Origin of the sequence: Xanthomonas sp. D-99, from assembly GCF_017746145.1 — a bacterium.
In the GTDB taxonomy this organism is placed as follows: domain Bacteria; phylum Pseudomonadota; class Gammaproteobacteria; order Xanthomonadales; family Xanthomonadaceae; genus Xanthomonas; species Xanthomonas cissicola.
This window is the reverse complement of sequence record NZ_JAGHWU010000070.1, coordinates 117813-140423: the sequence shown is the minus strand read 5'-3', so window position 1 is coordinate 140423 and position 22611 is coordinate 117813. Positions and strand designations below refer to the sequence as shown.

Annotated in this window: 20 protein-coding genes; 4 read left to right on the top strand and 16 right to left on the bottom strand. The window is 60.0% G+C overall.

Annotated elements, in window-relative coordinates:
- Positions 1 to 122: 122 nt before the first annotated feature.
- The 3 genes from J7360_RS18985 to J7360_RS18975 form a co-directional block, all read right to left on the bottom strand.
- The gene (locus J7360_RS18985; RefSeq protein WP_209034487.1) at positions 123 to 974 is read right to left on the bottom strand and encodes a phospholipase D family protein; all 852 of its coding nucleotides are present in this window, start codon (positions 972 to 974) and stop codon (positions 123 to 125) included.
- Between the two features lie 104 nt (positions 975 to 1078).
- Positions 1079 to 1642 carry a DNA repair protein RadC gene (gene radC / locus J7360_RS18980; RefSeq protein ID WP_343237357.1) on the bottom strand — a complete coding sequence of 188 codons (564 nt, stop codon included), beginning with the start codon at positions 1640 to 1642 and terminating at the stop codon, positions 1079 to 1081.
- Positions 1643 to 1963: 321 nt separating this feature from the next.
- Complete coding sequence (locus J7360_RS18975; protein ID WP_209034486.1) at positions 1964 to 2188, bottom strand: hypothetical protein; 225 nt, start codon at positions 2186 to 2188, stop codon at positions 1964 to 1966.
- A gap of 328 nt (positions 2189 to 2516) precedes the next feature.
- On the opposite strand from J7360_RS18975, the gene J7360_RS18970 reads away from it, so the two are divergent.
- Positions 2517 to 3254 carry a DNA/RNA non-specific endonuclease gene (locus J7360_RS18970; RefSeq protein WP_180313864.1) on the top strand — a complete coding sequence of 246 codons (738 nt, stop codon included), beginning with the start codon at positions 2517 to 2519 and terminating at the stop codon, positions 3252 to 3254.
- Between the two features lie 84 nt (positions 3255 to 3338).
- On the opposite strand, the gene J7360_RS18965 is transcribed toward J7360_RS18970, so the two are convergent.
- The 5 genes from J7360_RS18965 to J7360_RS18945 all read right to left on the bottom strand — a co-directional run bounded on the left by J7360_RS18965 (position 3339) and on the right by J7360_RS18945 (position 7681).
- A complete protein-coding gene (locus J7360_RS18965) occupies positions 3339 to 3743 on the bottom strand; it encodes an H-NS family nucleoid-associated regulatory protein (RefSeq protein ID WP_104622550.1) in 405 nt (134 codons plus the stop codon).
- Positions 3744 to 3785: 42 nt separating this feature from the next.
- Positions 3786 to 4709 (bottom strand): Kiwa anti-phage protein KwaB-like domain-containing protein, encoded by a 924-nt coding sequence (locus J7360_RS18960; RefSeq protein ID WP_209034484.1) that lies wholly within the window; start codon positions 4707 to 4709, stop codon positions 3786 to 3788.
- Complete coding sequence (locus tag J7360_RS18955; RefSeq protein ID WP_209034482.1) at positions 4706 to 5290, bottom strand: hypothetical protein; 585 nt, start codon at positions 5288 to 5290, stop codon at positions 4706 to 4708. The genes J7360_RS18960 and J7360_RS18955 overlap by 4 nt, the downstream gene beginning before the upstream one ends.
- 139 nt (positions 5291 to 5429) lie before the next feature.
- Positions 5430 to 6431 (bottom strand): DNA-processing protein DprA, encoded by a 1002-nt coding sequence (locus tag J7360_RS18950; protein WP_209034480.1) that lies wholly within the window; start codon positions 6429 to 6431, stop codon positions 5430 to 5432.
- Positions 6428 to 7681 carry an HAD-IA family hydrolase gene (locus J7360_RS18945; protein WP_209034478.1) on the bottom strand — a complete coding sequence of 418 codons (1254 nt, stop codon included), beginning with the start codon at positions 7679 to 7681 and terminating at the stop codon, positions 6428 to 6430. Before J7360_RS18945 ends, J7360_RS18950 begins: the two co-directional genes overlap by 4 nt.
- Positions 7682 to 8713: 1032 nt before the next feature.
- Here J7360_RS18945 and J7360_RS18940 point away from each other — a divergent pair.
- Entirely contained in the window at positions 8714 to 10492 is a 1779-nt protein-coding gene (locus J7360_RS18940; RefSeq protein ID WP_176215059.1) for an asparagine synthase-related protein, read from the top strand.
- 424 nt (positions 10493 to 10916) lie between these two features.
- On the opposite strand, the gene J7360_RS18935 is transcribed toward J7360_RS18940, so the two are convergent.
- Entirely contained in the window at positions 10917 to 11165 is a 249-nt protein-coding gene (locus J7360_RS18935; protein ID WP_033481556.1) for a hypothetical protein, read from the bottom strand.
- Positions 11166 to 11363: 198 nt separating this feature from the next.
- Here J7360_RS18935 and J7360_RS18930 point away from each other — a divergent pair, with 198 nt between their 5' ends.
- Positions 11364 to 13019 carry a diguanylate cyclase gene (locus J7360_RS18930; RefSeq protein ID WP_209034491.1) on the top strand — a complete coding sequence of 552 codons (1656 nt, stop codon included), beginning with the start codon at positions 11364 to 11366 and terminating at the stop codon, positions 13017 to 13019.
- A 192-nt stretch (positions 13020 to 13211) separates the two neighbouring features.
- Here J7360_RS18930 and J7360_RS18925 read toward each other — a convergent pair whose 3' ends face one another.
- A complete protein-coding gene (locus J7360_RS18925) occupies positions 13212 to 13517 on the bottom strand; it encodes a hypothetical protein (RefSeq protein ID WP_057662761.1) in 306 nt (101 codons plus the stop codon).
- Positions 13518 to 13611: 94 nt separating this feature from the next.
- Here J7360_RS18925 and J7360_RS18920 point away from each other — a divergent pair, with 94 nt between their 5' ends.
- Positions 13612 to 14586, top strand: coding sequence for a GGDEF domain-containing protein (locus tag J7360_RS18920; RefSeq protein WP_057662758.1), 975 nt, complete (start codon positions 13612 to 13614; stop codon positions 14584 to 14586).
- A gap of 256 nt (positions 14587 to 14842) precedes the next feature.
- Here the strand turns inward: J7360_RS18920 and J7360_RS18915 are convergent, their stop codons facing one another.
- From J7360_RS18915 to J7360_RS18890, 6 genes are all read right to left on the bottom strand, one after another.
- Positions 14843 to 16267 (bottom strand): efflux transporter outer membrane subunit, encoded by a 1425-nt coding sequence (locus J7360_RS18915; RefSeq protein WP_057662755.1) that lies wholly within the window; start codon positions 16265 to 16267, stop codon positions 14843 to 14845.
- Entirely contained in the window at positions 16261 to 16992 is a 732-nt protein-coding gene (locus tag J7360_RS18910) for an SDR family oxidoreductase (RefSeq protein ID WP_007972098.1), read from the bottom strand. Before J7360_RS18910 ends, J7360_RS18915 begins: the two co-directional genes overlap by 7 nt.
- A 40-nt stretch (positions 16993 to 17032) precedes the next feature.
- Positions 17033 to 20209 (bottom strand): efflux RND transporter permease subunit, encoded by a 3177-nt coding sequence (locus tag J7360_RS18905; protein WP_209034476.1) that lies wholly within the window; start codon positions 20207 to 20209, stop codon positions 17033 to 17035.
- A gap of 178 nt (positions 20210 to 20387) precedes the next feature.
- On the bottom strand, positions 20388 to 21578 hold the full coding sequence (locus J7360_RS18900) for an efflux RND transporter periplasmic adaptor subunit (protein ID WP_209034474.1): 1191 nt from the start codon (positions 21576 to 21578) through the stop codon (positions 20388 to 20390).
- A complete protein-coding gene (locus tag J7360_RS18895; RefSeq protein ID WP_209034473.1) occupies positions 21575 to 22348 on the bottom strand; it encodes an SDR family NAD(P)-dependent oxidoreductase in 774 nt (257 codons plus the stop codon). Before J7360_RS18895 ends, J7360_RS18900 begins: the two co-directional genes overlap by 4 nt.
- Positions 22345 to 22572, bottom strand: coding sequence for a hypothetical protein (locus tag J7360_RS18890; RefSeq protein WP_022559676.1), 228 nt, complete (start codon positions 22570 to 22572; stop codon positions 22345 to 22347). The genes J7360_RS18895 and J7360_RS18890 overlap by 4 nt, the downstream gene beginning before the upstream one ends.
- Positions 22573 to 22611: the final 39 nt, after the last annotated feature.

The following is a 22611-nucleotide window of genomic DNA, read 5'->3' as shown; positions in this document are numbered from 1 at the left end:
GGGGAGCGTGCGTCTGTGAACCGGGAAATTCCCGCGGAAAGCGCCAGAAATGGCGAAATTCCGAAGTTCCAAAAGCCACTCTTCGGAACGACGCCACCTTCCGCCCTGTCAGGTCTCGTTGTTCAGACCTTCCCTAACGCCCTTGAGAAGAGCCTTACTCGTGCTCTTAGGATCGGAGAGAAGCGACCATACGCCGTCATGTTGCCGAAGAAACCCCAATCTGTATCACCCCAATCAGCCTTTGGAATTACACCAGCGACCCGCTTCCGATCATCCTCATCAAGATCGCTAAAATTTACCTCCTTCGCAAAAATCTGCCGTGCCTGGGATAGCACACGCAGACGGCCGACATAACCGTTTATTACATCTTCTTTCACCTTCGCAACGAACTCTGCCCACTCCATATGCTGAGGCGCGCTGGAGCCTACAGAACTGCCAGATGTTACGCTCACCTCAACAAATTCATACAAACCCCGCTTGGAATCCTCCACTTGGCGATAGTTAAGTCGGTATGCGCTCGCGAAATCCGAATCAAGAACTTCTGCACCTTCCCAAAGTTTAACGACATGATCTCTAAGCAATTTTAAGGAGGGCTCTTCAGCCGACCCCGTCAGAAAAACTCCACATTCGATATTTCCTTTTAGTCCACCCATCGTCAAGTTCGCGCTCCCAACAAAGACTTCTATTTGGCCAGAAATCTCGAATACATAAAGCTTGGGATGAAAGAGCGGACCTGTGGGACGCATCACGCGCACGGTTTTCATCCCCACACATGAATCCAATACCTGAGGCGAAGTGAAATAGTGATGCGTCCCGATGACAAAGAATGCCATCTTCTTGGAAGCTATCGCTAGATCTAGTAATTTTGATGGCGCCGCCCATGCGGTAGCCCAATAGAAGCGATCACACTTTTCAGCCAGGGTGGTAAGGCGCTGCTGAATGTCTTTGGCGCTGGTTACGGCTCTAACCTTCATGTTGGTGGTCCTTGCTTGTTGATTGCATCTTACGTAAATGAATTGAACAAGCCATAGGCAAAATCAGATCCAGCTTAGACATTGCCAAGTTACAGAATGTAAGGCTATACCCCCCCTCTTGCTGCAAGGCTGGTGTGCTGGCGCCCACCGATGACCAAATGGTCGAGGATCCGGATGTCGAGAAGGCCCAGAGCCTGCTGCAGGCGCTCGGTGACCTTGCGGTCAGCTTCGCTGGGCTCGGGGTTTCCGCTTGGGTGATTGTGGAAAAGGATGACGGCAGCAGCGTTCAAATCCAGGGCGCGCTTGGCGACCACCCGAGGGTGCACCTCGCAGCCGTCGATGGTGCCGAAGAAGAGATGTTCGGTTGCCAAGATCTGGTGCTTGATGTCCAGGAAGACGACCCCAAAGACTTCGTGCGGCAGGTGAGCACAGCGGGCAATCAGGTAATCGCCAGCTTGGTCGGGGCTGTGGATGCGGCCTTGGCGTTGAAGGCGTTGTTCCAGGATGGTGGCCGCTGCGAGCAAGATGCCCTCTTCGTCCATCTGGAGTTGGTATTGAGCCTTCAGGTCTTGGGTGCGCTTCATCGGTTCTTCTCCACCAGCGCGTTGTGCGCCTCGTGGGAGCCGACAGGCGAAGCGTCCGGCCCGACCGCACCCGTGAGTGAGCACCGTGCAAGCGGCGCACAGCGAAGGGCCGCAACAAAGCGCAAGCGTCGAGAAGGAGGCCTGCCCTTGCGGTCGGGACAGCGAAGCTAAAGTCCCTCTCAGAGGCCCAGCGTTGGTGGAGACAGCACCAGGCATGTCCTACGAGGCTTGCGGATCAAAGCGATGGCAAGCGGACGGGCAGCGATTGATGTCAGCAGGCGATTGCTTGGCCGACGCTTGGAATAGGGCAAGCAGACATGTGCAGGCATCGCGCGATGCCTGCATGCCTACGCGCCAGAAGCGCACGGCTATCAAGAAGGATGGGCTAAGGCAGCACCGATGACCTCAGGTGCATTCGTCGCTGCTCTCGAGCCCGTGCCACGACAAGATTTCGTCGGCTCGACGGCCGACGAACTGCGCGTCTTCGCTCGTTAACGCCTTGCTCTCGATGGCAGAGACCATGCTGGCAAAGGCTTGCCAAAAGTGGCGCCGGTCAGGGCTGGAGACCCGCAAAGCGGGCACGGCCTCATCTAGGCGTTCGAGGTGAAAGCGCAGCTCGGCTCTATCCATGGGCATGAGTATCGGTAGCGCTGTCGCATCGCCTGAGATCGCACCGCCTGTGCCACGCTGTGGAGCCACCCACTTGCTGGTCGCTCAGGTCGTTGGAGCGGGGTCACAACTTCAAGAATTAGGGATTGACGCTAGAGCTCGTTTATTAGATACAAGTGACGACCGCGTGCCACATCGTGGCAACAGGGGCGCGGCGCAACCCTGCCACTCGCCCAGTTGGGCTGCCTGTTTCAACTCCGTCAACTCATGCGTTCCTCAACAGGCAACGGCCTTGTTCCGTGCTTGCTGAGCTTGTGCGAACCCATAAAACACAAGGAGATGTGCTGCTATGCGATTCCGAATCTTCCTCGCCGTGTCGTTGATCACCACGTTCAGTGCTGCGGCCCAGGCCCAAGTGGTCACGCTCAACAAGGGTGGCTACACGTTGAGCTATGACTGCACCAACCGCACCGCGCTGCGCTACGAGTATGTATTGCAAGCCGACACCGGCTCGGCGGCGCGCCCTTCAAGCTTCAACTTGGATACCGAATTACCCAGTGGCTGCGCAGGCCAAACGTCGAGTGCTTCCTATGCCAGTGTGCGTTCGGGCTATGACCGGGGGCACTTGGTGACCTCCAACCACATGGACTACAACGCAACCTACATCCGACGCGCGAACTTGATGTCTAACATCGTTCCGCAGGTGGCTAGCTTCAATCAAGGCATCTGGGTCCGCGCTGAAGAAGTGGCTGAGTGTTATCGCGATATCGCCAGCGTCCAAGTCTATGGGGGCGTCATTTACAGCGACACGACCAACGACTACTTCCTCTCCAGTCATGGTATCCGCACGCCGGATTTCTTCTGGAAGACCATTATCACGGCCAATCCAAGTGGCGGCTCGCGGGCCATCAGTTGGCTCATTCCGAACAGCGCAACGCTCGGCTCGCTGGACAGCTACATCGTCAGCATCAATGAGCTGGAAGACACCTTTGGCGCCAGCACGATTGGAATCACGGCGCCAGCCGACGTCAAGGCGATGCTGCCGGCAACCACCTGGCCGCAGCCGAGCGGTTGTGATCTGAGCTAATGGACGACAATCCGAAGACGTAAGAAAAGAGTGCCCGAAGTCTCTTCGGGCACTCGGGCACTCGTTGCCTCGCATTTGCAAGCCTCAGCCAGGGAAAGCCGGGAACTTCTCATCCGGGTGCTTGGCTTTCCACTCTTTGTAAGAAGCACTGCCCTGCCAAATGGTGAAGGCCTTAGGCGGGCGACCACGCCCTGACCATGTCTCTTGGTTGTGAGGCAACCAATACTTGGGAGCGACTTCCTTCTTGGTGCCGGCTGCCTTCTTCGGGCGGCCAGATCCGCCAACAGAAGCCCCGAGCTGAGCTGCAAGATCTGCTTTCTGCTTGGCGGTAAGGTGCTGGCCGAAGCGGCTCAGCAGATCTGACACTTGCTGGAAAGCGTTCGCTGCTTCTTCTTGCAGCAGATTGGCCTCTTGCTCTTCCAACTTCTTTATTTCTTCGGCGATTTTCGCTTTAGCTGCTGCAATTGAATCGAGGCTGACTTTACTCATTTATCACCTTGGCAGAATTTCATCAATGCGATAGACATAACCCTACTGGACTCTCACCGCATCTGGGACATCATACATGATGTGGGTCACCTCACTAACCAAACGCTGATCCAATAACAACTTCATGATCAGGGCAGCCGTCTCGGGGGTAGGTATTATTTTATTCGATGCGTCGAACTCGATAGCCCAGCTATACTTCTGAGCCACAGTTTTAAGTGCACTAATGAAAGCCGCATCCGCATATAAGGCCTTTTCTTGGATGACCGCCATGCGCCTCAAATGTATCGCATTGGTTCCAACATGATCGATAAGTGGCTGCATATCAGTGAATAAAGCCACGAACTCAGGCTGTGTGCGGAGATGATTGAAAGCCTGAACATAACCGGCTCGATACTGCATCATGGACTCAAAGCCGCCTTTATTGGCAACCAGTATTCCGGTTCCTACGCAAAACATATCAAAGCGTGGATCAAGGGTAAACTCTTCGCCTTCTATTGCCTCCAAGGCGCCATTCACGAAGTTCATAAACAGCACATTTTTCTTCTTGTATGCTGTTCTCCATGTGTTGGGAGAGCGCCTAGTGGCATAAACAACCTCTCCGTTATGGACAAATTTAATACAGTAGCCCACCGCACGCCGCAATTCCTTGGTCTCCTTAACCGTATGCTGTGTTTCTGGACGATCAACCAAGTCTTTTAAGATGGGAAAATTTGTCTCATTGATTCCAACGGAGAGGCAACTGTTCTCGTTAGTCTGAGCCAGATGTCCATAAGGATGAAACTCGGTAATCCGTTCCTTTTCAGCCTTGACAAAACCCTTCAATGTTTCACTCAGTGTTGCGTCGATCAATACATGATGCGCAGTATACTTCTCATTCTCAGCGGATCTACGCTTAAAAACCCACAGATAAACATCGGCTTTATCAAAGTCAAATTTCTTGAAACGTTCGAAAGCATCCTGCGTCATATATCCCCCATGATATAAACATCCTGCACCGCCTCGGCGCGTTCTTCGCCAATGCTAAGGAGCCCCTTCTTTAATACACGGGCTACGATCACTTCATTGGACTGAACCAATTTCATCTTTACCTCGTAAAATCTCCACCCCAACACAATCAACATGGGATTAAGAAATATCTGGCCTGATCGATAAGTGATCAAAAACAGAACAAAGAGAAACACTGAAAATCCGGCAAGTTTGGAGACATCCCCGTAAGCCAGCCCCATAAACGACACAATATAGGGAAATACGTAGTTGATCAAATCATTCGGAATTGATTTGACCTCTTCAATCCTAACCGGGAACCGCCTTGGAACTGCTTTTAGCGCATGCATTGTCCATGCAAGGCAGAACGCTGTGACTATAACGCCGCCAATCGCCAAGTATGGATGATCAAAAAAATAAAACGAGCAGGCGTCGCCTCGCCAAGGCTTACATACCGGCATGACCCAGATTTTCGCTGGAATATCTTGAACCAGCAAGATTAGTGCAAGCGGCAAATACGAGCCGATAAAAAGGAGAAATGCCGAAAGAAGCCTGAACTCCATATCAGCTCTCCACCAATCTATTAAATTGGCTGCTAAGCACCATCCTGTCAACGAGCGTCATTTGCATACCCTCAGATCCATTCGATGACATCATGTCCCAACGCAATCTCAGATCATGCGAATTAAAGCCCAAGGCCAACTACTCAAACATATCATCATTAGGTGAAGATGACTCTTTAACAGGAACACAGGGGTCATCAAGCGCCTTAAATTTCGAGTAGTCCTCCTTGTTTCTGATCACGATAATACGTTCAAGGACTCGTTTGTCGTCCTGCTGCAACAGAGCTAGCTTTTCCGCATCGCTACCGTCAGCCAATATCAAATTGGCCCTAATCTTTGGCTGATCGGCATCAACGTCTTTGACTGTCGGAAAAGGGATCGCAAGCCATCTGTTATTCGACACACTCGCACGCGAAGCATGCAAACTTCCGCCTCGTAAATCAGACTGGATCATTACGACGCCCTCAGCCATCGCAGCCTGAGTTTTGTCGCGTTGAACGAATTGCTGAGGGATAGCACCTCTTCCGAAGGGATACTGAGTCACCAAAGCTCCCTCTGCGTCAAGGATCTCTTCTGCAAGCCTTTTGTGCTTAGTGGGTGCGATGGTCTGCAATCCATGAGCAAGCACGGCAACAGTATGACCTCCCGCTAGAACAGCGCTTTCGTGTGCGATTGCGTCACAGCCAAGCGCGAGTCCGCTTACAATGCTCCATCCATTGCTAGAAAAAAACTCGGTGAACCTCTTGGCAATGATCTCGCCATGGCCAGTCGGCTCCCGTGTTCCAATGATTGCAACACTACGCTGTTGAGGCTCGGCCAGTTTGCCTTTGACATACAGAAGCGCTGGATCGTCTCTGGACTGCTGCAAAAGAGCAGGATATTCAGGATCGAAACCCGACAGCAATCGTGCATCGTGATTTTCAAGGGCATCCAACTGTTGATCCGCTAGTTCCAGTGCCCTACTCCAAGACTTTTCATCAGATAAAACTTTGGATACAGGCGGAAGGGCACGAGCTACTGCGTCAACTGAAAAATTATCTGCTGCCCCCAAAGCAACAGCCTTGCGCAGCGTAACGGGCCCGACACCAGGCAGCATCGAGAGTTGCAGCAGAACTTGGGTTCGTGGAGAAATTCTAATCACTGGGGTCCAATTGCATGAGCGAGAGCAACACAGTTAACATTATGAGCCCCTGCCGCTTTCATATATTTGCTAGCATAAATCAATGACGCATCCGAAGTCACAACATCGTCAATTACAATAACATGTTTTCTAGAAATTGACGAAGGCCTCTTTACCACAAGGTGATCCCTTACATTCTCGAACCGGGCCACTTTATCAAGATGTTCTTTATTGTGACTTTTTGCCCCCGCATTGTAGCTCATGACGTCGGGCACAAAACTAATATTTGCTTGCAGGGAAATTGGGAATTTGGCATGTGAAGCAGCTAGCTGCGACAAGAAAGACTCTAATCTCGGGGGGCGTCCCGGTTTAAAAGGGACCACAGTTACGACAGTATCTCGCCCATGCTGGACCGGCCACGATATACGAATAAATGTCCGCACCGTTTCCACCCAATGATCGGGAAATACAACGGAATCTTTGTTGTCTGCGATCTCTTGCGTTAGTTGATGCCACGCACTGCGGCGCTTCAATTCTTCATAGTTAGAAAAATTCCTTCCCATGACGCCGATAAATTCGCCTTCCCTAGTGGTCATCCCTGGCGGGCTTATATGCTTCCAGGCATCGAATCTTGGCGAATAATTTTTTGCCTTTGATTGCCCAGCCCGTTCAAGCTCTGGCAGTAACTCAATCGGATTTTGTATCTTTCCAATTAAATCATTGGGCCCGGACAGAATCATGTCCGGAACTCGTTCTAGGGTCCAATAATTTTGTGGCGTTTTACCGGCAGAGCCCCAGCCTCCTTTATCCAAGAAAGCCCAACATCCCGCTTGATATGCCGCCAATACATCACTTTTCTCGTCCCCTACGACTGCCACTTTACTGGGGTGGTCAATTCCACACTTGTTCATTGCTAGCCACACACCGTCCGGGTGCGGCTTTGTTTTTGAAACATCTTCATAGGCTATAACGATTGACCAAGGAAAGCCCGGATAAGCTTTATTCAAAAGGGTGGAAGCGTAAGCTCGGGGCGACCTTGTGAAGACGCCTAGCCTCCTGCCCTGGGCTAATTGAGCAAGATGCTGAGCTGTGTAGTGAACTCGATCCCGGCGGCGGTCGAATGCATTATTGAGTTGCTGATACCAGTCTGACGACTTTTGACCAAAGCCATTTTCCCCACGAAACCCTTCTAGATCATCAGTTCTAAGCAGCGTTCCATCCAAGTCGAACAACAGCAATTCGATCATATCCATCCCCTGGTAATCATCCATTCCCGCAATGGTGCTTCGCGGCCAAGCCATGTTAAGGCTTCTTCGATCATAGATGAACGAATACCAAATCGGAGTAGGAGTTTTCCTACTCCGATTTGCGCACGGCTTCGACACTCGGGAATCAAGGTATCATTCGAGGTATCAAAGCAAACCCATCCATTGAGTTCTAATTTCTTTAGGATCAATGGGTTGTTTGAGGGCGTTTACAGGCTCCGCCCACCTCCACCAATGACCGGACCGAGCAGGTCCACAGAAGGCCGGGGACCCCCGTAAAACAAGGGTTCTCGGCCTTTTTCATGTGCGACGCAGTGCGTACGTGAACGTATCAAGCCATGCGACGTTGGGGGTACTTTTGGGGGCATGCGGCCAACGGCCGACGTCGATACCCCCACAATGCCTTCACCCACCTTGCAATAAGCCGCGCCAAAGCTGCGTTCGGACTCCGCCAGCGCCGGCAAGCGGGCCGATATCCCGGTATCGACTTCGATCAGCCGATGCCGGCGCGTTTTGTCGGCCACCGATCTCGCATAGGCGCAGATATCGATTGCCGGCAGCGTGGCGGTCGGCAGATCGATAGGGCAAGCGCCATCTGTCACCTGTTCGAGTCATCCCTGCGCCTGGTTGCACACGGCCATCCACGCGCTCGACATGACGGAGCGCGCCAGACCGACGTCAATGCAAAGCGCTGAAAGCAGAGCCCTCTCAACCGTTCCTTGATCATTTCCAGGCGGAATCCACACACGACCAGCCCACCATGCGCGCCGCACTGGATCGGGAGCGACGTCGCCAGCAAGTCGCGCTGCCCGGCCCAGTGCACCTATCTACGGTCAAGGGCGGACGGGTCAGATGTCGGGTATCTGTGGATTGTGGTTGGAACCGAATTCTCACAAAGACAGCGACAAGCTAAGACGGCTTGGGAGTGCGATGGTTGCCGTGATGAAGCACCGGGGAGATAAAGCGTGTGTGGCAACCGTCGTTGACGCATCCCTGGTACTTGCCGCATGCGAGAGCTCTGGCACCCCGGGGTCTCGCATGGGCTTTTCTGCCGATGGTCGTTATCTTGTTGCCTTCGCTGGACGCGCCAATGGCCTTGCGCCGCTTTACAGGACACCAGAGGCTTGTGAGAGCGACACCTCTGCCACAAGGATCGCGCAAAGCATTCAGTCGCTGGGGCTGCGGCGAACCCTAGAGCTCATCGATGGTAGCTTCTGCCTGGCCATCCTTGATCGTCGATTACACACGCTGTCGCTAGTACGCGACCGCATCGGTCAATGCAGCCTGTACTATGGCTGGACACATCAGGGTCTTGTGTTTGCTTCTGAACTCAAAGCCATCGCGTCGTCTCACGGCTTCAGTAACTCGCTCGATCGGAATGCGCTGACACTCTTGCTGCGATACGGCTACATTCCATCGCCCTACAGCATCCATCGAGGCATCTTCAAACTAGCGGCAGGAACCGTTCAAGTTTTCAGCACGCTGGATGTGGAACGCGGTGCGCCTCATCACGACCCTAACGAGGGATCGCGCTACTGGCATGCAAAAAGAAATGTCAGCAACTTGATCCAAGCAAGAGAGCATGTCGCCGAAGAGCGTGCGATGAGCCGCCTGCAGGATGCGCTCTCGATGGCGGTTGATCGCGTCAGCGATAGCAGGACTGGTTCATTCCTGTCGGGAGGAACCGATTCCAGCCTCATCACGTCCCTCTTGCAGTCGCAACGCTCAACGCCTGTCGATACCGTGACCATCGGATTTGAGGATGCCGATCACGACGAAATGGATTGGGCGCAGAAGGTGGCGAGCCATCTCGGTACGCGGCATTTCCAACAACGCATCAGCGATCAGCAGGCCGTGGCCATTCTGCCGGAGTTATCGCAGGCGTTTTGCGAACCTTTTGCGGACTCGTCCCAGATTCCGACACTGCTTGCAGCAGGCTCCGCGCGCCGCCACGTCAGTCACATGCTGACAGGCGATGGAGGCGACGAATTATTCTTCGGCCATGCCGCTTATGCGCGTGCACTGCGCAATGCGCGCTTGACCTCCATGATCCCGGACACTCTGCGCAGTTTGCTGCGTCGCCGGGGCCTCTACACGAAGGAGTCGGCCCGTTTGGGCGGATGGCGAGCGGCCCTGGGGGAGACGATCAGTCGCTCGGTGGAAGAGAGCTACCTGCTCAGAGTCTCGCGTTGGCGCAACCCCCACTGCGCCGTGCTTGGCTCCATGGAGTACCCCACGATCTATGACACACCCATGGATCAGCTGACCGTCGGATCCCCAGGCGAGCGCGTTCTCTTTATGGACATTGCGATGGAACTTGGGGAAGGACTCATGACCAAAGTCGACCGCGCGTGCATGCTGCATGGCCTGAACACGTCTTCCCCCTTCCTGGATCACCAGGTATTTCAGCTTGCCTGGCAGATTCCGCTCAAGCTCAAAATGGTTCGCGGGGAGCAAAAATACATTTTGAAGCGCCTGCTCGAACTGTATCTGCCGCAGGAGCTTATCTATCGACCAAAGCGAGGCTTCGGTGCGCCAGTCGGCCGCTGGCTACGCGGCCCCCTACGCGAGTGGGCTGAAGACTTGCTGGTTCCTTCAAAACTCGAAGAGCAAGGCGTCTTCGACGTCGAGGTGGTGACGCAACTGTGGCAAGCGTTCATCGCAGGTCAACGAAAGTGGCACACGCATCTATGGCCCATCCTCATGTTCCAGGCTTGGCAGCAACGCTGGCAGCAGCGGCCTTCCTTTGGTGAGGACGAGGCGTGCCACAGCGATCCAGAAGGCATAAGCCACCTCACCATTGAAGCGTTCGTTTAACAGCGAGGCCACCGAAAGCGCGCGGGTCACCGACGTGCGTCAGTGCGTCCTGACCCTGCCCGCCCGCTTCAGCCTCAGCCCTGAGACACACGGCCCAGGCCGGGATTCCCCGATGCAGAGGTCCAGGCGTTGGAGATTGCGAAGGACCGATGCAGGCTGCGCGCACTGCGTCAGTTAGTTACGCGCGCGGCATGTTCGTGCTCATCGCGACGAACCAGGGCGCCTGCAAGGTCGTCGGCAGTTGCACAACGCGGGACGGCATCGCCGCCGAGTTGATCGCACAAGGCCAGCAACGCGCTGGCTTCGTGTTGCAGCAGCGCCAGGACGCTTTATTGGGCTCGTCCATTGCACTTAAGCCAGAGACGCTCGACGGCGGCCTGATCAGCCCAGAGCAAACCGCGTGGCAGCCGTCAAGACCTGTCGGTCAGGCGTGCTCGCGCTGCTCCTGCGCTTTGGCGTGCATGGCTTCGAGCGTGACCATGCCGGCAATGCGGGCGGCGGACATGGCGCTGCGATGGTCGGGAAAGGTCGACGACAGCGCAGCGCCTGCCAGGGTCGCGCCGCGGCCGATGCCGATCTGCGCGATATCCCAGCCGGCAACCCAGCCATGGGCGGGGGTATCGCCCTTGGCGGCATGACAGGTGAGCTGGTAATTGCCTAGAAAAATGACCAACGGGCGCCCTTTTCGGTGACTGCTTGCCAGCATACCGCCATGACGCTGCGGCCGGGGGCGATGTGCCGTCTGCCAGCTGACTCGGCAAGCGAAGTGGAGCGTAGGCACGCGGCTTGCATCGAACTCGACCAGACAATCGTGCCGGGGAACGCGGTGTTGACCAAAAGAACCAAACGTCGCGCTGCCGGGGCCTTGCTGGTGGGCGGGCTGATCTTTGTCCTGATCGGCGTGGGCGGGTATCTCACGACGCAGCGTTCGCTGTCGGACGCCGGCTGGGTGACGCACACGCAGGAAGTGATCGCCAGCATCGACGAGATCCAGGCGGGCATGCTGTCGGCGGAATCGTCGGCGCGCGGCTATGTCCTGACCGACAATGAGGCCTTTCTGGGCGTGTATGCCGATGCGATCGGCCGCCTGCCCGAGCGCATCGTGCGGCTGGACGCCCTGGTGCAGGACAACCCGACGCAGCGGCGCAATGTGGTCGTGCTGAGCCGTTTGGTGGACGCGCGCCTGGCGCAGATCGACGAGTTATTGCATAGCTATCGCAAGCAAGGCCTGGATGGCGCGCGTGCCGCCATCGCGCGCGGGGTGTTCCAGACCTCTTCATCGCTGCGCCGCCAGGTGCAGACCATGACGGAGCTGGAGCGGCAGCAACTGATCAGGCGCAATGCAGCCACCACACGCAGCGCACAGTGGGTGCTGTGGGTGACTGTGATCGGCATTGCCAGTGGCTTGCTGGTGATGTTGCTGGCCTACCGCTTGTTGTCGCGCGAGCTGGAACGGCGTACGCGTGCCGAAGACGACGCCAGCCGGACCAGCGAGCGCCTGATCGAGTCGTTTGCCGCACTCGAACGCACCTCCGCTGGTCTGGAGGCGCTGGCACGCTACTCCGGGTTGCTGCAGAACTGCCGCGATGCCGAAGAAGCGCTGGAAATCACTGCACGCACGATTGCACCGCTGATTCCCGGTGCCGCCGGCGCGGTCTACTTGCTACGCGCCTCGCGCGATCGCGCCGAACAGGTGGTCGCCTGGGGCGAGATGGCCGACGACGCCAGTGCCAGCATCGCGCCGGACAACTGCTGGGCGCTGCGCCGCGACCGCACCCATGTGGTGATGGACGCCGGCCAGGGCATGCTGTGCCAGCATGCCGGCGTCAACCTCCCGGCGCATGCGGCCACGGCCTGTATTCCGCTATCGGCGCAGGGCACGCAATTGGGAATGCTGGCATTGCGTAGCGAAGACCCTGACGATCTTGCCTCGTTGACCGTGGCCGAGGCGGCGGCAGAACAACTCTCCTTGGCGCTACACAACCAGCGCTTGCGCGAAACGCTGCGCCAGCAGTCGATCCGCGACCCGCTGACAGGCCTGTACAACCGCCGCTATCTGGAAGAAACCCTCAGTCACGAATTGGCGCGCTGCACGCGCCGGGCGCTGCCGTTATCGGTGCTGATGCTGGATGTGGATCACTTCAAGCGGTTCAACGACCTGCACGGGCACAGCGGCGGCGACCGCGTGCTGGCGGCCATTGGCGAATTGTTGCTGGCGCAGACGCGTGGCGAAGACATCTGCTGCCGGTACGGCGGCGAAGAATTGACGATCATCCTGCCTGAAGTCGATCTGCCAACCGCGTGCATGATGGCGGAGAAATTGCGCGCCGGCATCGAGGCCCTGCAGGTCATGGGCGATGGCGTCTGTCTGCCGAAGGTCACCGCCTCGTTCGGCGCGGCCAGCTTTCCCGCTCACGCCAGCACCGTGGCCTCGTTACTGCAACGGGCGGACGCGGCGCTGTATCGCGCCAAGCAGGGTGGCCGCAATCAGGTCGTGAGCGCGGATGTGCTTGCATCCGGGGCCTGAACGCAAGCAGCCGGTCGTGGTGCTGCGGTCTGTCGCAGAGGCCTGTGTCGCGCGGTCGACGCTCAGATCCGCATCGCGCGCGCTTGGCGAACCCGGGTGCGGGCGCCTGAACGAAGATGCTCGGATCATTCGCCGGCGCGCGCATTGCAGCGACGAACGTTCAGGCACATGCGCTCATGCCAAGACGAGGCCTCAGCCGCAGGCGTGGCCCGCGTCGTCGGAGGGGATCAGGCCCGCACCGGCCAGCATGCCGTCGATACGCGTGCGCACATAGGCGGCATCGTCCTGCGCGGCACTACTCAGGATCGCTTCGGCACGCGCCTGAAAATCCAGGTAGTCGAAATCCGCATCTTCATCTGCCGACAACTTGGGCAACTCTTCCTGCAACGCGTCCAGGCGCGTGGCCAGTTCTTCGCGGGTGGGCATGGCAGACTCCGACAACCAAAACGATACGTTTGCGGCAGCGCCGTCAAGGATGTGCGAAGCCTTGCGCTGCAACGCTTCACTTTCCTACCCGTTGCGGCGATGAAGACACGCTCAACTTTGACCGCACTTTGCCGATAATGATGCCGACTCCTATCGAACATTCCCTGTGATCCTCCACCTGCGGCGGGATTTTCGACTCGGCATCGTCAAGATGCTCGGGCCAATCACCGCGCTGTTGCTTTGCCTCTATGCGGTGTATTTGGCCATGACCGGTCAGGTAGTTGCGTGCCTGGTCACCGCGGCGCTGGGCGTGCTCGCGTTATGGCGCGGCTGGCAGATGCGCAGTGCCGAAGACACCGGCGCCGGCGGCGTGTGGCTGGCGTCGATCAACGTCGGCGGGTGCCTGGTGGCGTGCTGGACCGGTGGCGACGGCGCCCTGCCCTGGCTGTTCCCGGTGCTGGCCACCAATTATTTCCTGTGCGGGCCGCGACGCGCGGTGTTGTTGAGCTTGCCGCTGCTGGCCGCCTTGTTGTTCTTGCCAGGCTTGATCACCAGCCCCGGCCAGGGCGTGTCGACGATCGTGGTGACGCTGGTGACGCTGGCGGTGGGCTACGCGTTTTCGCTGCGAATGCAGGACGACCGCGTGCACCTGGAAGAACTGGCCTCGCTGGATGCGCTGACCGGCTTGCCCAACCGTCGCATGCTGGAACGTGCGCTGACCCACCAGATCGATCAACGCCAACCGCACGACCGGCTCAACAGCCTGATCATCCTGGATCTGGATCACTTCAAGGAGGTCAACGATCTGTACGGGCATGCCGCTGGCGATGCGGCGCTCTCGGATCTGGCCACCATCCTGCGCTTTGAAGTACGCGAACCGCACCAGGTCTTCCGTTTTGGTGGCGAAGAATTCGTGGTGCTGCTGCGTGCCGGCTCGCTGGCCGAACTGGAAGCGGCCACCGAACGCCTGCGCAAGGTGATACGCAACGGCTTGCGCGGACCCGGCGGGCGCATCACCGTCTCGCTGGGCGCGGCGCGCCACGATGGCGAAACGCATTGGCAGGACTGGTTTTCGCGTGCCGATGCGGCGCTGTATCTGGCCAAGAACGGCGGACGCGACAGCGTGCGGGTTGCCGAATAGGCACCTGGCGGCATGGAAGCGTCCGGGTCTGCGTAGGCATACGCACCTGGCAGATGGGTTACGCCTTGGTCGCGAATGCGATGGTGGTGACGAAAGCGCCGGTAGCGCGCCTGTCAGCCGAGGTGCGCGAACTGGCGGCGTCGGATACATGGCCAGTATCGCCAGCCATCGCCCGCACGCGTTCGACCGCCCCGTTTAGCTCTGACGCTGCAGCCAGAACTGCGGGGCGACCCACTGGCCGCCCCGCACGCATCGCTCAACGATTGACCACGGCCACCGGTGCCGCGGGTGCTTGGTCCTGCTTCCAACCACCGAGCGCCTTGTACACGCCAACCACGCCGACATTCACTGCCGCTTCGGCCTGCGCCAACGCATCGTCGGCAGCCAGTTGGGTGCGCTGCGCATCCAGCAGGGTGAGGAAGTCTTCCGAGCCCTCGCGGTAGCGGATCTGCGCCAGCTGCTCGGCACGCCGCGCGGCAGTGGCCTGCTCCACCACGATGGCCAGACGCGCTTGCTGGCGGCCATAGCCGATCAACGCGTTTTCGGTGTCTTCCAGCACCAGCAGTACGGTTTGCTGATACTGCGCCAACGCGCCTTCGGCCTGCGCCTTGCTGGCACGCAAGCGCGCACGCACGGTGCCGAAGTCGAAGGCGGCCCAGCTGATCGACGGGGTGACCGACCAGGCCTTGGCGTTGCCTTCGGTCAACCTAGCCGCGTCGCCGGTCAGGAAGCCGACAAACCCGCTCACGCTGATGCGCGGAAACAGGTCGGCAGTGGCCACGCCCACTTGCGCGGTGGCTGCCGCCAGGCGGCGCTCGGCGCCGCGCACATCCGGACGCTGACGCAGCAAGCCGGCGGTATCGCCCAGCGGCAGCGGGCGCGCGAACGCCGGCATCTCGCGCGCGGCCAAGGTGGCATCCAAGGCATCGGGTTGCTGACCCAACAACACAGCCAGACGATGGCGATATTGCGCCTCGGCGGTTTCCAGCAGCGGAATATCCGCTTCGATCGCCTTCAACCGCGCCAGGCTGCTCTGCACGTCCAGCTCGCTGCCGGCCCCCAGATCCCAACGCGTCTGCGTCAGCTTCTGGGTGTCGCGCAGGTTGGTGAGCGTGCGCTTGGAGACATCCAGCCGCTTCTGGGTGCCGCGCAGTTCGAAATAGTTGCGCGCCACTTCGGCAGCAACGGTGACCTGCACGTCCTGCAGGTTGGCCTGCTCGGCATCCAGGTCGGCACGCGCGGCCTCCGATGCACGCCGCTGACGGCCGAACAGGTCCAGCTCCCAGGCCGCATCCAGACCGAGCGTGGTCTGCTCGGTCAGAAAGCGCTGATTGCCGGCGATCACCTGCTGCTGTTCGCGACGATCGAAGCTGCCCTGCGCAGTGATATGCGCCGCCTGATCCAGACGACGCTCGACAAACACCGCGCGCGCTTGCTTGACGCGCGCCACGGCGATGCGCAGATCGTGGTTGGCGAACAAGGCGTCGCGCACCAACTGCTCCAGCACCGGGTCGTCGAACTGCGACCACCAGTTGCCCACCGGCGACTGCGCGCTGTATGCCGGGTCTTGCGCGCCTTGCAGCGTCACTGCCGCCGGCGGATCGGGACGGTAATCCGGCCCGACCGCGCAACCGCTGAGCACAAGCGCGGCCAGGGCCACACTCAGGACGTTTCTTACCATGGCAACACCTCTCCCAGATGGGTAAAGCTGCCGGTGGCGCCGTGTGCATCCAACAACGCCATCTGCACGCTGCTATGCGCACCCTGCTCCACTTCGATTTCGCCGCCGCCACCGTTCATGTCGGTCTTGACGTAACCCGGATGCACCGTATTGACCTTGATGGCGGTGTCGCGCAACTCATAGGCCAGATGCACCGTCCAGCTGTTCAACGCGCTCTTGGAAGCGTCGTAGGCAGGAATCTTGAAGTCGTAGATCGGCGAGCCGGGCTGGCTGTGCAAGGTCAGCGAACCGAGGATGCTCGACACGTTGACGATGCGCCCGGCCAGCGAGCGACGCAGCAGCGGCAGGAAGGCCTTGGTCACCTCGACGACTGCGAACACGTTGGTGTCGAAGGTACGCTTCCACACCTCCAGGCTCTGCTGCGACGGGGCGCGCTGCATGTCCTCGATCATGATGCCGGCGTTGTTGATCAGGATGTCCAGATGGCCATGGCGCTGCTCCACCGTGCCCACCGCGGCGGCGATGCTGATGTCGTCGTTGACGTCGAGCTGGATGGCTTCTACCGGCAGGCCTTGGGCCTGCAATTTCAGTGCGGCGGCCACGGCGTCGTCGCGCTTGCGGCCGGCCAGCAGGGTGTGCACGCCGGCGGTGGCCAATTGCCGAACGGTCTCCAGGCCGATGCCGCGGGTTGCGCCGGTGACCAATGCGATCTTGGTGTTGCTCATGTGTAAATCCTTCGAATGTATGTGAGGGGAAGCAACGCGCTCAGGCGTTGACGTGCGCGTGATCGTGCGCAACTGCGGGCGGTGTCGCGGGCCCGCGACGGGTCACCCACTTGCGCAGCGCCACGTAGAACACGGGAGTCAGGAACAGGCCGAACAAGGTGACACCGAGCATGCCGGCGAACACCGTGATACCGGTGACTGAGCGCACTTCGGCGCCGGCACCATGGCCGAACACCAACGGCACGGTGCCGGCGATGAAGGCGATGGAGGTCATCACGATCGGACGCAGGCGCAGGCGGCAGGCTTCCAGTGCGGCTTCGACGATGCCCTTGCCGTGCATTTCCAGTTCGCGGGCGAACTCCACGATCAGGATCGCGTTCTTGCACGCCAGCCCCATCAACACCACCAGACCCACCTGCACGAACACGTTGTTGTCGCCATTGGTGAGCCACACACCGAACAACGCAGACAGCAAGGTCATCGGCACGATCAGGATCACCGCCAGCGGCAGGGTCCAGCTTTCGTACAGCGCCGCCAGCACCAGGAACGCCAGCAACACCGCCATCGGGAACACGATCAATGCCGAGTTGCCTTGCGTGGACTGCTGATAGCTCAGGTCGGTCCATTCGATGTTCATGCCGTTGGGCAGCACCTGCGGCGCCATGCTGGACAGCTTCTGCATGGCCTCGGTGGACGACAGCACGCGCGGGTCCGCTTCGCCGATGAGGTCGGCCGCCGGGTAGCCGTTGTAGCGGATCACCGGGTCCGGGCCGTAGGTCTGGCCCAGCGTGACCATGCTGCCGATCGGCACCATGTCGCCGTTGGCGTTGCGCGTGCGCAGGTTGGCGATGTCTTCCACGCTGTCGCGGAACTGTCCATCGGCCTGGGCGATCACCTGATAGGTACGACCGAAGCGATTGAAGTCGTTGATGTAGGCCGAGCCCAGATAGGTCTGCAGCGTGTCGAACAGGTTGGTCAGCGGCACGCCCTGCGCCTTGGCCTTGTCGCGGTCGACCTTGGCGTCGAGTTGCGGGACTTTGGCCTGGTAAGTGCCGATCGGGAACTGCATGCCCGGCGTCTGCGAGATCGCACCGGACATCGCATTCACCGCACTCTGCAGCTGGCCATAGCCCAGGCCGGCACGGTCCTGGATGTACAGCGAATAGCCCGAGCCCTGGCCCAGGCCCAGAATCGGCGGCGGCATGAAGGCGAACGCGAAGCCCTGCTGGATCTGGCTGATGCGTGCGTTGATTTCCGCATTGATCTGCGCGGCGGTGCGGCTGCGCTGACTGAACGGCTTGAGCGTCAGGAACACCGTGCCGGTATTGGGCGTATTGGTGAACTGCAGCGGGTTCAGGCCGGGGAACGCGATTGCGTGATCCACACCGTCGGTCTGCAGCGCGATCTGGGTGATCTGGCGGATCACTTCATTGGTGCGCTCCAGCGACGATCCTTCCGGCAGCTTGGTACCGGCAATCAGATACAGCTTGTCCTGGGTCGGAATGAAGCCGCCCGGCACCAGCTTGAACATGAAACCGGTACCGACCAGCAGCAGCAGGTAGACCACGAACACCGCACCTCGCTTGCCCAGCGCACGCGACACCGCACCTTGGTACTTGTGCGAGCTGGTGTTGAAGAAACGGTTGAACGGGCGGAACAACCAGCCGAACAGACGGTCGATCAACCGCGACGGACCATCCTTGGGCGCGTCGTGCGACTTGAGCAACATCGCCGCCAATGCCGGCGACAAGGTCAACGAATTGATCGCCGAAATCACCGTGGAAATGGCGATGGTCACTGCGAACTGCTTGTAGAACTGGCCGGTCACACCCGACAGGAACGCCATCGGCACGAACACCGCGCACAGCACCAACGCGATGGCGATGATCGGCCCGGACACTTCGCGCATGGCCTGATGCGCCGCCGCCAGCGGGCTCAAACCCTCTTCGATGTTGCGCTCGACGTTTTCCACCACCACGATCGCATCGTCGACCACGATGCCGATCGCCAGCACCAAACCGAACAGGCTCAGCGTATTGATCGAAAAGCCCAGCAGGTACAACGCAGCGAACGTACCGACCACCGACACCGGTACTGCCAGCAACGGAATGATTGAAGCGCGCCAGGTCTGCAGGAACAGGATCACCACCAGCACCACCAGCAGCACCGCTTCGAGCAACGTGTGCACCACCGCGCTGATCGAATCGCGCACGAACACGGTCGGGTCATACGCGGCCGACCAGGCCATGTCCTGCGGGAACTGCTTTTCCAGCTCGGCCATCTTGGCGCGCACCGCATCGGACAATTCGATCGCATTGGCACCGGGCGACTGGAACACGCCCATGCCCACCGCGTTCTGGTTATCCAGCTGCGAGCGCAGGGTGTAGTTGCCGGCGCCCAGCTCCAGGCGCGCCACATCGCTCAGCCGCACGATCTCGCCGCTGTTGCCGCTGCGGATGACGATGTTGCCGAACTCTTCTTCGGTGGTGAGGCGGCCTTGCGCATTGATCGAGAGCAGGAAATCGCTCTTGTTGGGCATGGGCTCGGCACCGAGCTGGCCGGCGGAAACCTGCACGTTCTGCTCGCGGATGGCGGCGACCACATCGCTGGCGGTGAGCCCGCGTGCGGCCACCTTGTCCGGGTTCAACCAGATGCGCATGGCGTAGTCGCCGGCACCGAAGATCTGGATCTGGCCCACGCCCGGCAGGCGCGACAGCTCGTCCTTGACCTTCAAGGTGGCGTAGTTGCTCAGGTACAGCGAGTTGTACTTGCCCTTGGGCGAGGTCAGATGCACGACCATGGTCAGCGTCGGCGATTGCTTCTGCGTGGTCACGCCCTGGCGGCGCACGTCCTCGGGCAGACGCGCCTGCGCCTGGCTGACGCGGTTCTGCACCTGCACCTGCGCCTGGTCCGGGTCGGTGCCGGGCTTGAAGGTCACGGTGACCACCAGCACGCCGTCCGAGCCGGCCACCGACTTCATGTACATCATGTTTTCCACGCCGTTGATGGCTTCCTCAAGCGGCGTGGCGACGGTTTCGGCAATGACCTTGGGGTTGGCGCCCGGATACACCGCGCGCACCTGCACGCTCGGCGGCACCACTTCGGGGTATTCGCTGATCGGCAGCAGCGGCATGGCGATCAGGCCGGCCGCGAAGATGATGATCGACAGCACTGCGGCAAAGATCGGCCGGTCGATGAAAAAACGGGAAAAGTCCATTGGGATGGTCCTGAAAGAGGTTGCCGCCGGGTGGCGGCGCGGCACGGCGGCCCCGGTCCGGCCTGATGAGCAGGCCGGCGGTCATGAGCTGCGATGCAGCGATACAGCAGTACAGCCATTGCAGCTGGTACGCCGTCGCCAGCCAGGCGCGACGGCGCGCAACGTGCGTTGGCGATACCTAATTAGAAGCGGTGCGCTTGTCCGCCGCCGGCGCCATAGCCACGGTCTTGGCGTCCACCGGCATGCCGGGCATGAAGATCTTCTGCACGCCATCGACCACCACGCGGTCGCCGGCGGCCAGGCCGCTACGCACGATGCGCAGGCCGTCGGCACTGCGGCCGAGCTCCACGTCGCGGCGCTGCGCCTTGCCGTCCTTGCCCACCACGTACACATACTTGCGGTCCTGATCGGTGAGCACGGCCTTTTCGTCAACCAGCATCGCCTTGAACTGGCCGCTGCCCAGCAACTGCACATGCGCATACAACCCCGGCGTGAATTGCCGCTGCGCGTTGTCCAGCACCGCGCGGACGCGGATGGTGCCAGTGCTGCGGGTCACCTGGTTGTCCAGGAAATCCACGCGTCCGGTGTGCGGGAAGCCTTGCTCGCCGACCAGCCCGATCCGCACCGGCAACTCGCCGCCACGTTCGTCCGGGCGCTCGCCGTTGCGGGCCATCTGCGAATAACGCAGGAAGGTGCCTTCGTCGGCGTCGAAATAGACGAACACCTTGTCCAGCGACACCAGGGTGGTCAGCACGCTGGCGCTGTCGCCGGCGGTGACCAGATTGCCGGCGGTGACCATCGCACGCCCGGCGCGGCCATCGATGGGAGCGCGTACGCGCGTCCAGTCCAGGTTGAGCCTGGCGGTGTCCAGCGCGGCCTGGGCGGCCTGCAGGTCGGCGTCGGCCTGGTCGGCGGCGGCACGGCGTTGCTCCCAGGTTTCGGTGGAGATGGCCTGCTGCTCGGACAGTTTGCGTGCACGCGCCGCTTCGCTACGTGCCAGCGTGGCCTGGGTGCGGGCACGCACCATCGACGCGTTGGCACGCGCGAACTCGGCACGGTAGCTACGCTCGTCGATGGTGAAGAGCACATCGCCCTTCTTCACTTCTGCACCTTCGGTGTAGTTGACCTTGTCGATATAGCCGGACACGCGCGGACGCAGTTCGACGCTTTCCACCGGCTCGATGCGGCCGCTGAATTCGTCCCACTGGCTGATCTGCTTCATCAACACCGGCGCGACGCTGACGCTGGGCGGCGGGGGTGCACCGGTCTCGGCGGCCTTGCTGCCGCAGCCGGCAAGCACGACCGCAAGCACGGCGCCCGCCAACACGGTACGCAAGGGGAAACGGAACGGGGTGGCGTTCGTGGTCATGGGGAAATCTCTCGGGTGGGGATGGAAACGTGCAGACCGGCCAGCCGGTTGGCCGACGGTGCGGCATGTGGGCGACGACTCACGGTCACGATGGCTTGTCCGGGCTGGCCAGGCCCGGCAATCAGGGAAACAGCGGCGCGGCCGACATCCACGGCGCGGATCCATTCCGGACAGGCGTCCTTGGCACGGCTAGGCGTGCAGACCGGCTGCTCGACCGAGAGCAGCTGCACGCGGACGCCCCATGGCTTGGCTTCCTCATGCAACACCTGCGCGAGCATGCGCGTGGCGGAGGCCGCAACCGAGCGATCGCCATGCGCCGACCAGGCGCGCAACGCGCACGGGCTGCCGAGCAGCAGATAGCGACCACCGCCGTCGGCCTCGGCCAGCAGCGGCAGCAGATGGCGGGCGGCAGCCAGATGCGGCAGCACGTCGCGCTCTAGGCGGCGACGCAGGGCCGCCACCGGCCGATCCAACAGCCGCCCAGCCTTGGGCGGGCTGCCCAGGCTGGCGATCACCGCGCCCAGCGGTCGGTGCCGCTGGGCCAGCTCCGTGACCAGGCGGCACGCAGACGCATCGTCGGCCACCGATCCCTGGACGATGTCCAGCAGCGGCGAGTGCCCATGCTGCGCACACAGTGCGTCCAGCTTGGCAGCATCGCGTCCAATCACCACGGTCGGCATGCCGGCGTCGAGCAACGCGGCGACGATGCCCATGCCTACGTTGCCCGCGCCGCCAATGACGGCCGTCTCGGATTGGACCATCCCGCTCATGGGATTTTTGCTCCCGAGATCGGGACAATTCCATGCCGTGCCCAGCGCGCCTGCAGTCCAGTTCGCTGCGCCGGCGCGCCACCAGCCTGCCGCCGTGGCGAGCTGGAGAATTCGCGCAAGGCACTGTTGCGGGGCCGATTTTCCGCGTAAACGACTGGATCGAAGGCGCTTTCGATCGCACTGCGGTGACTGGAGGACACGCCGAAAACATTGCACAACCACATGGCCGTGCTCCTGCATGGAGGGGATGCCGCATAAGTTAG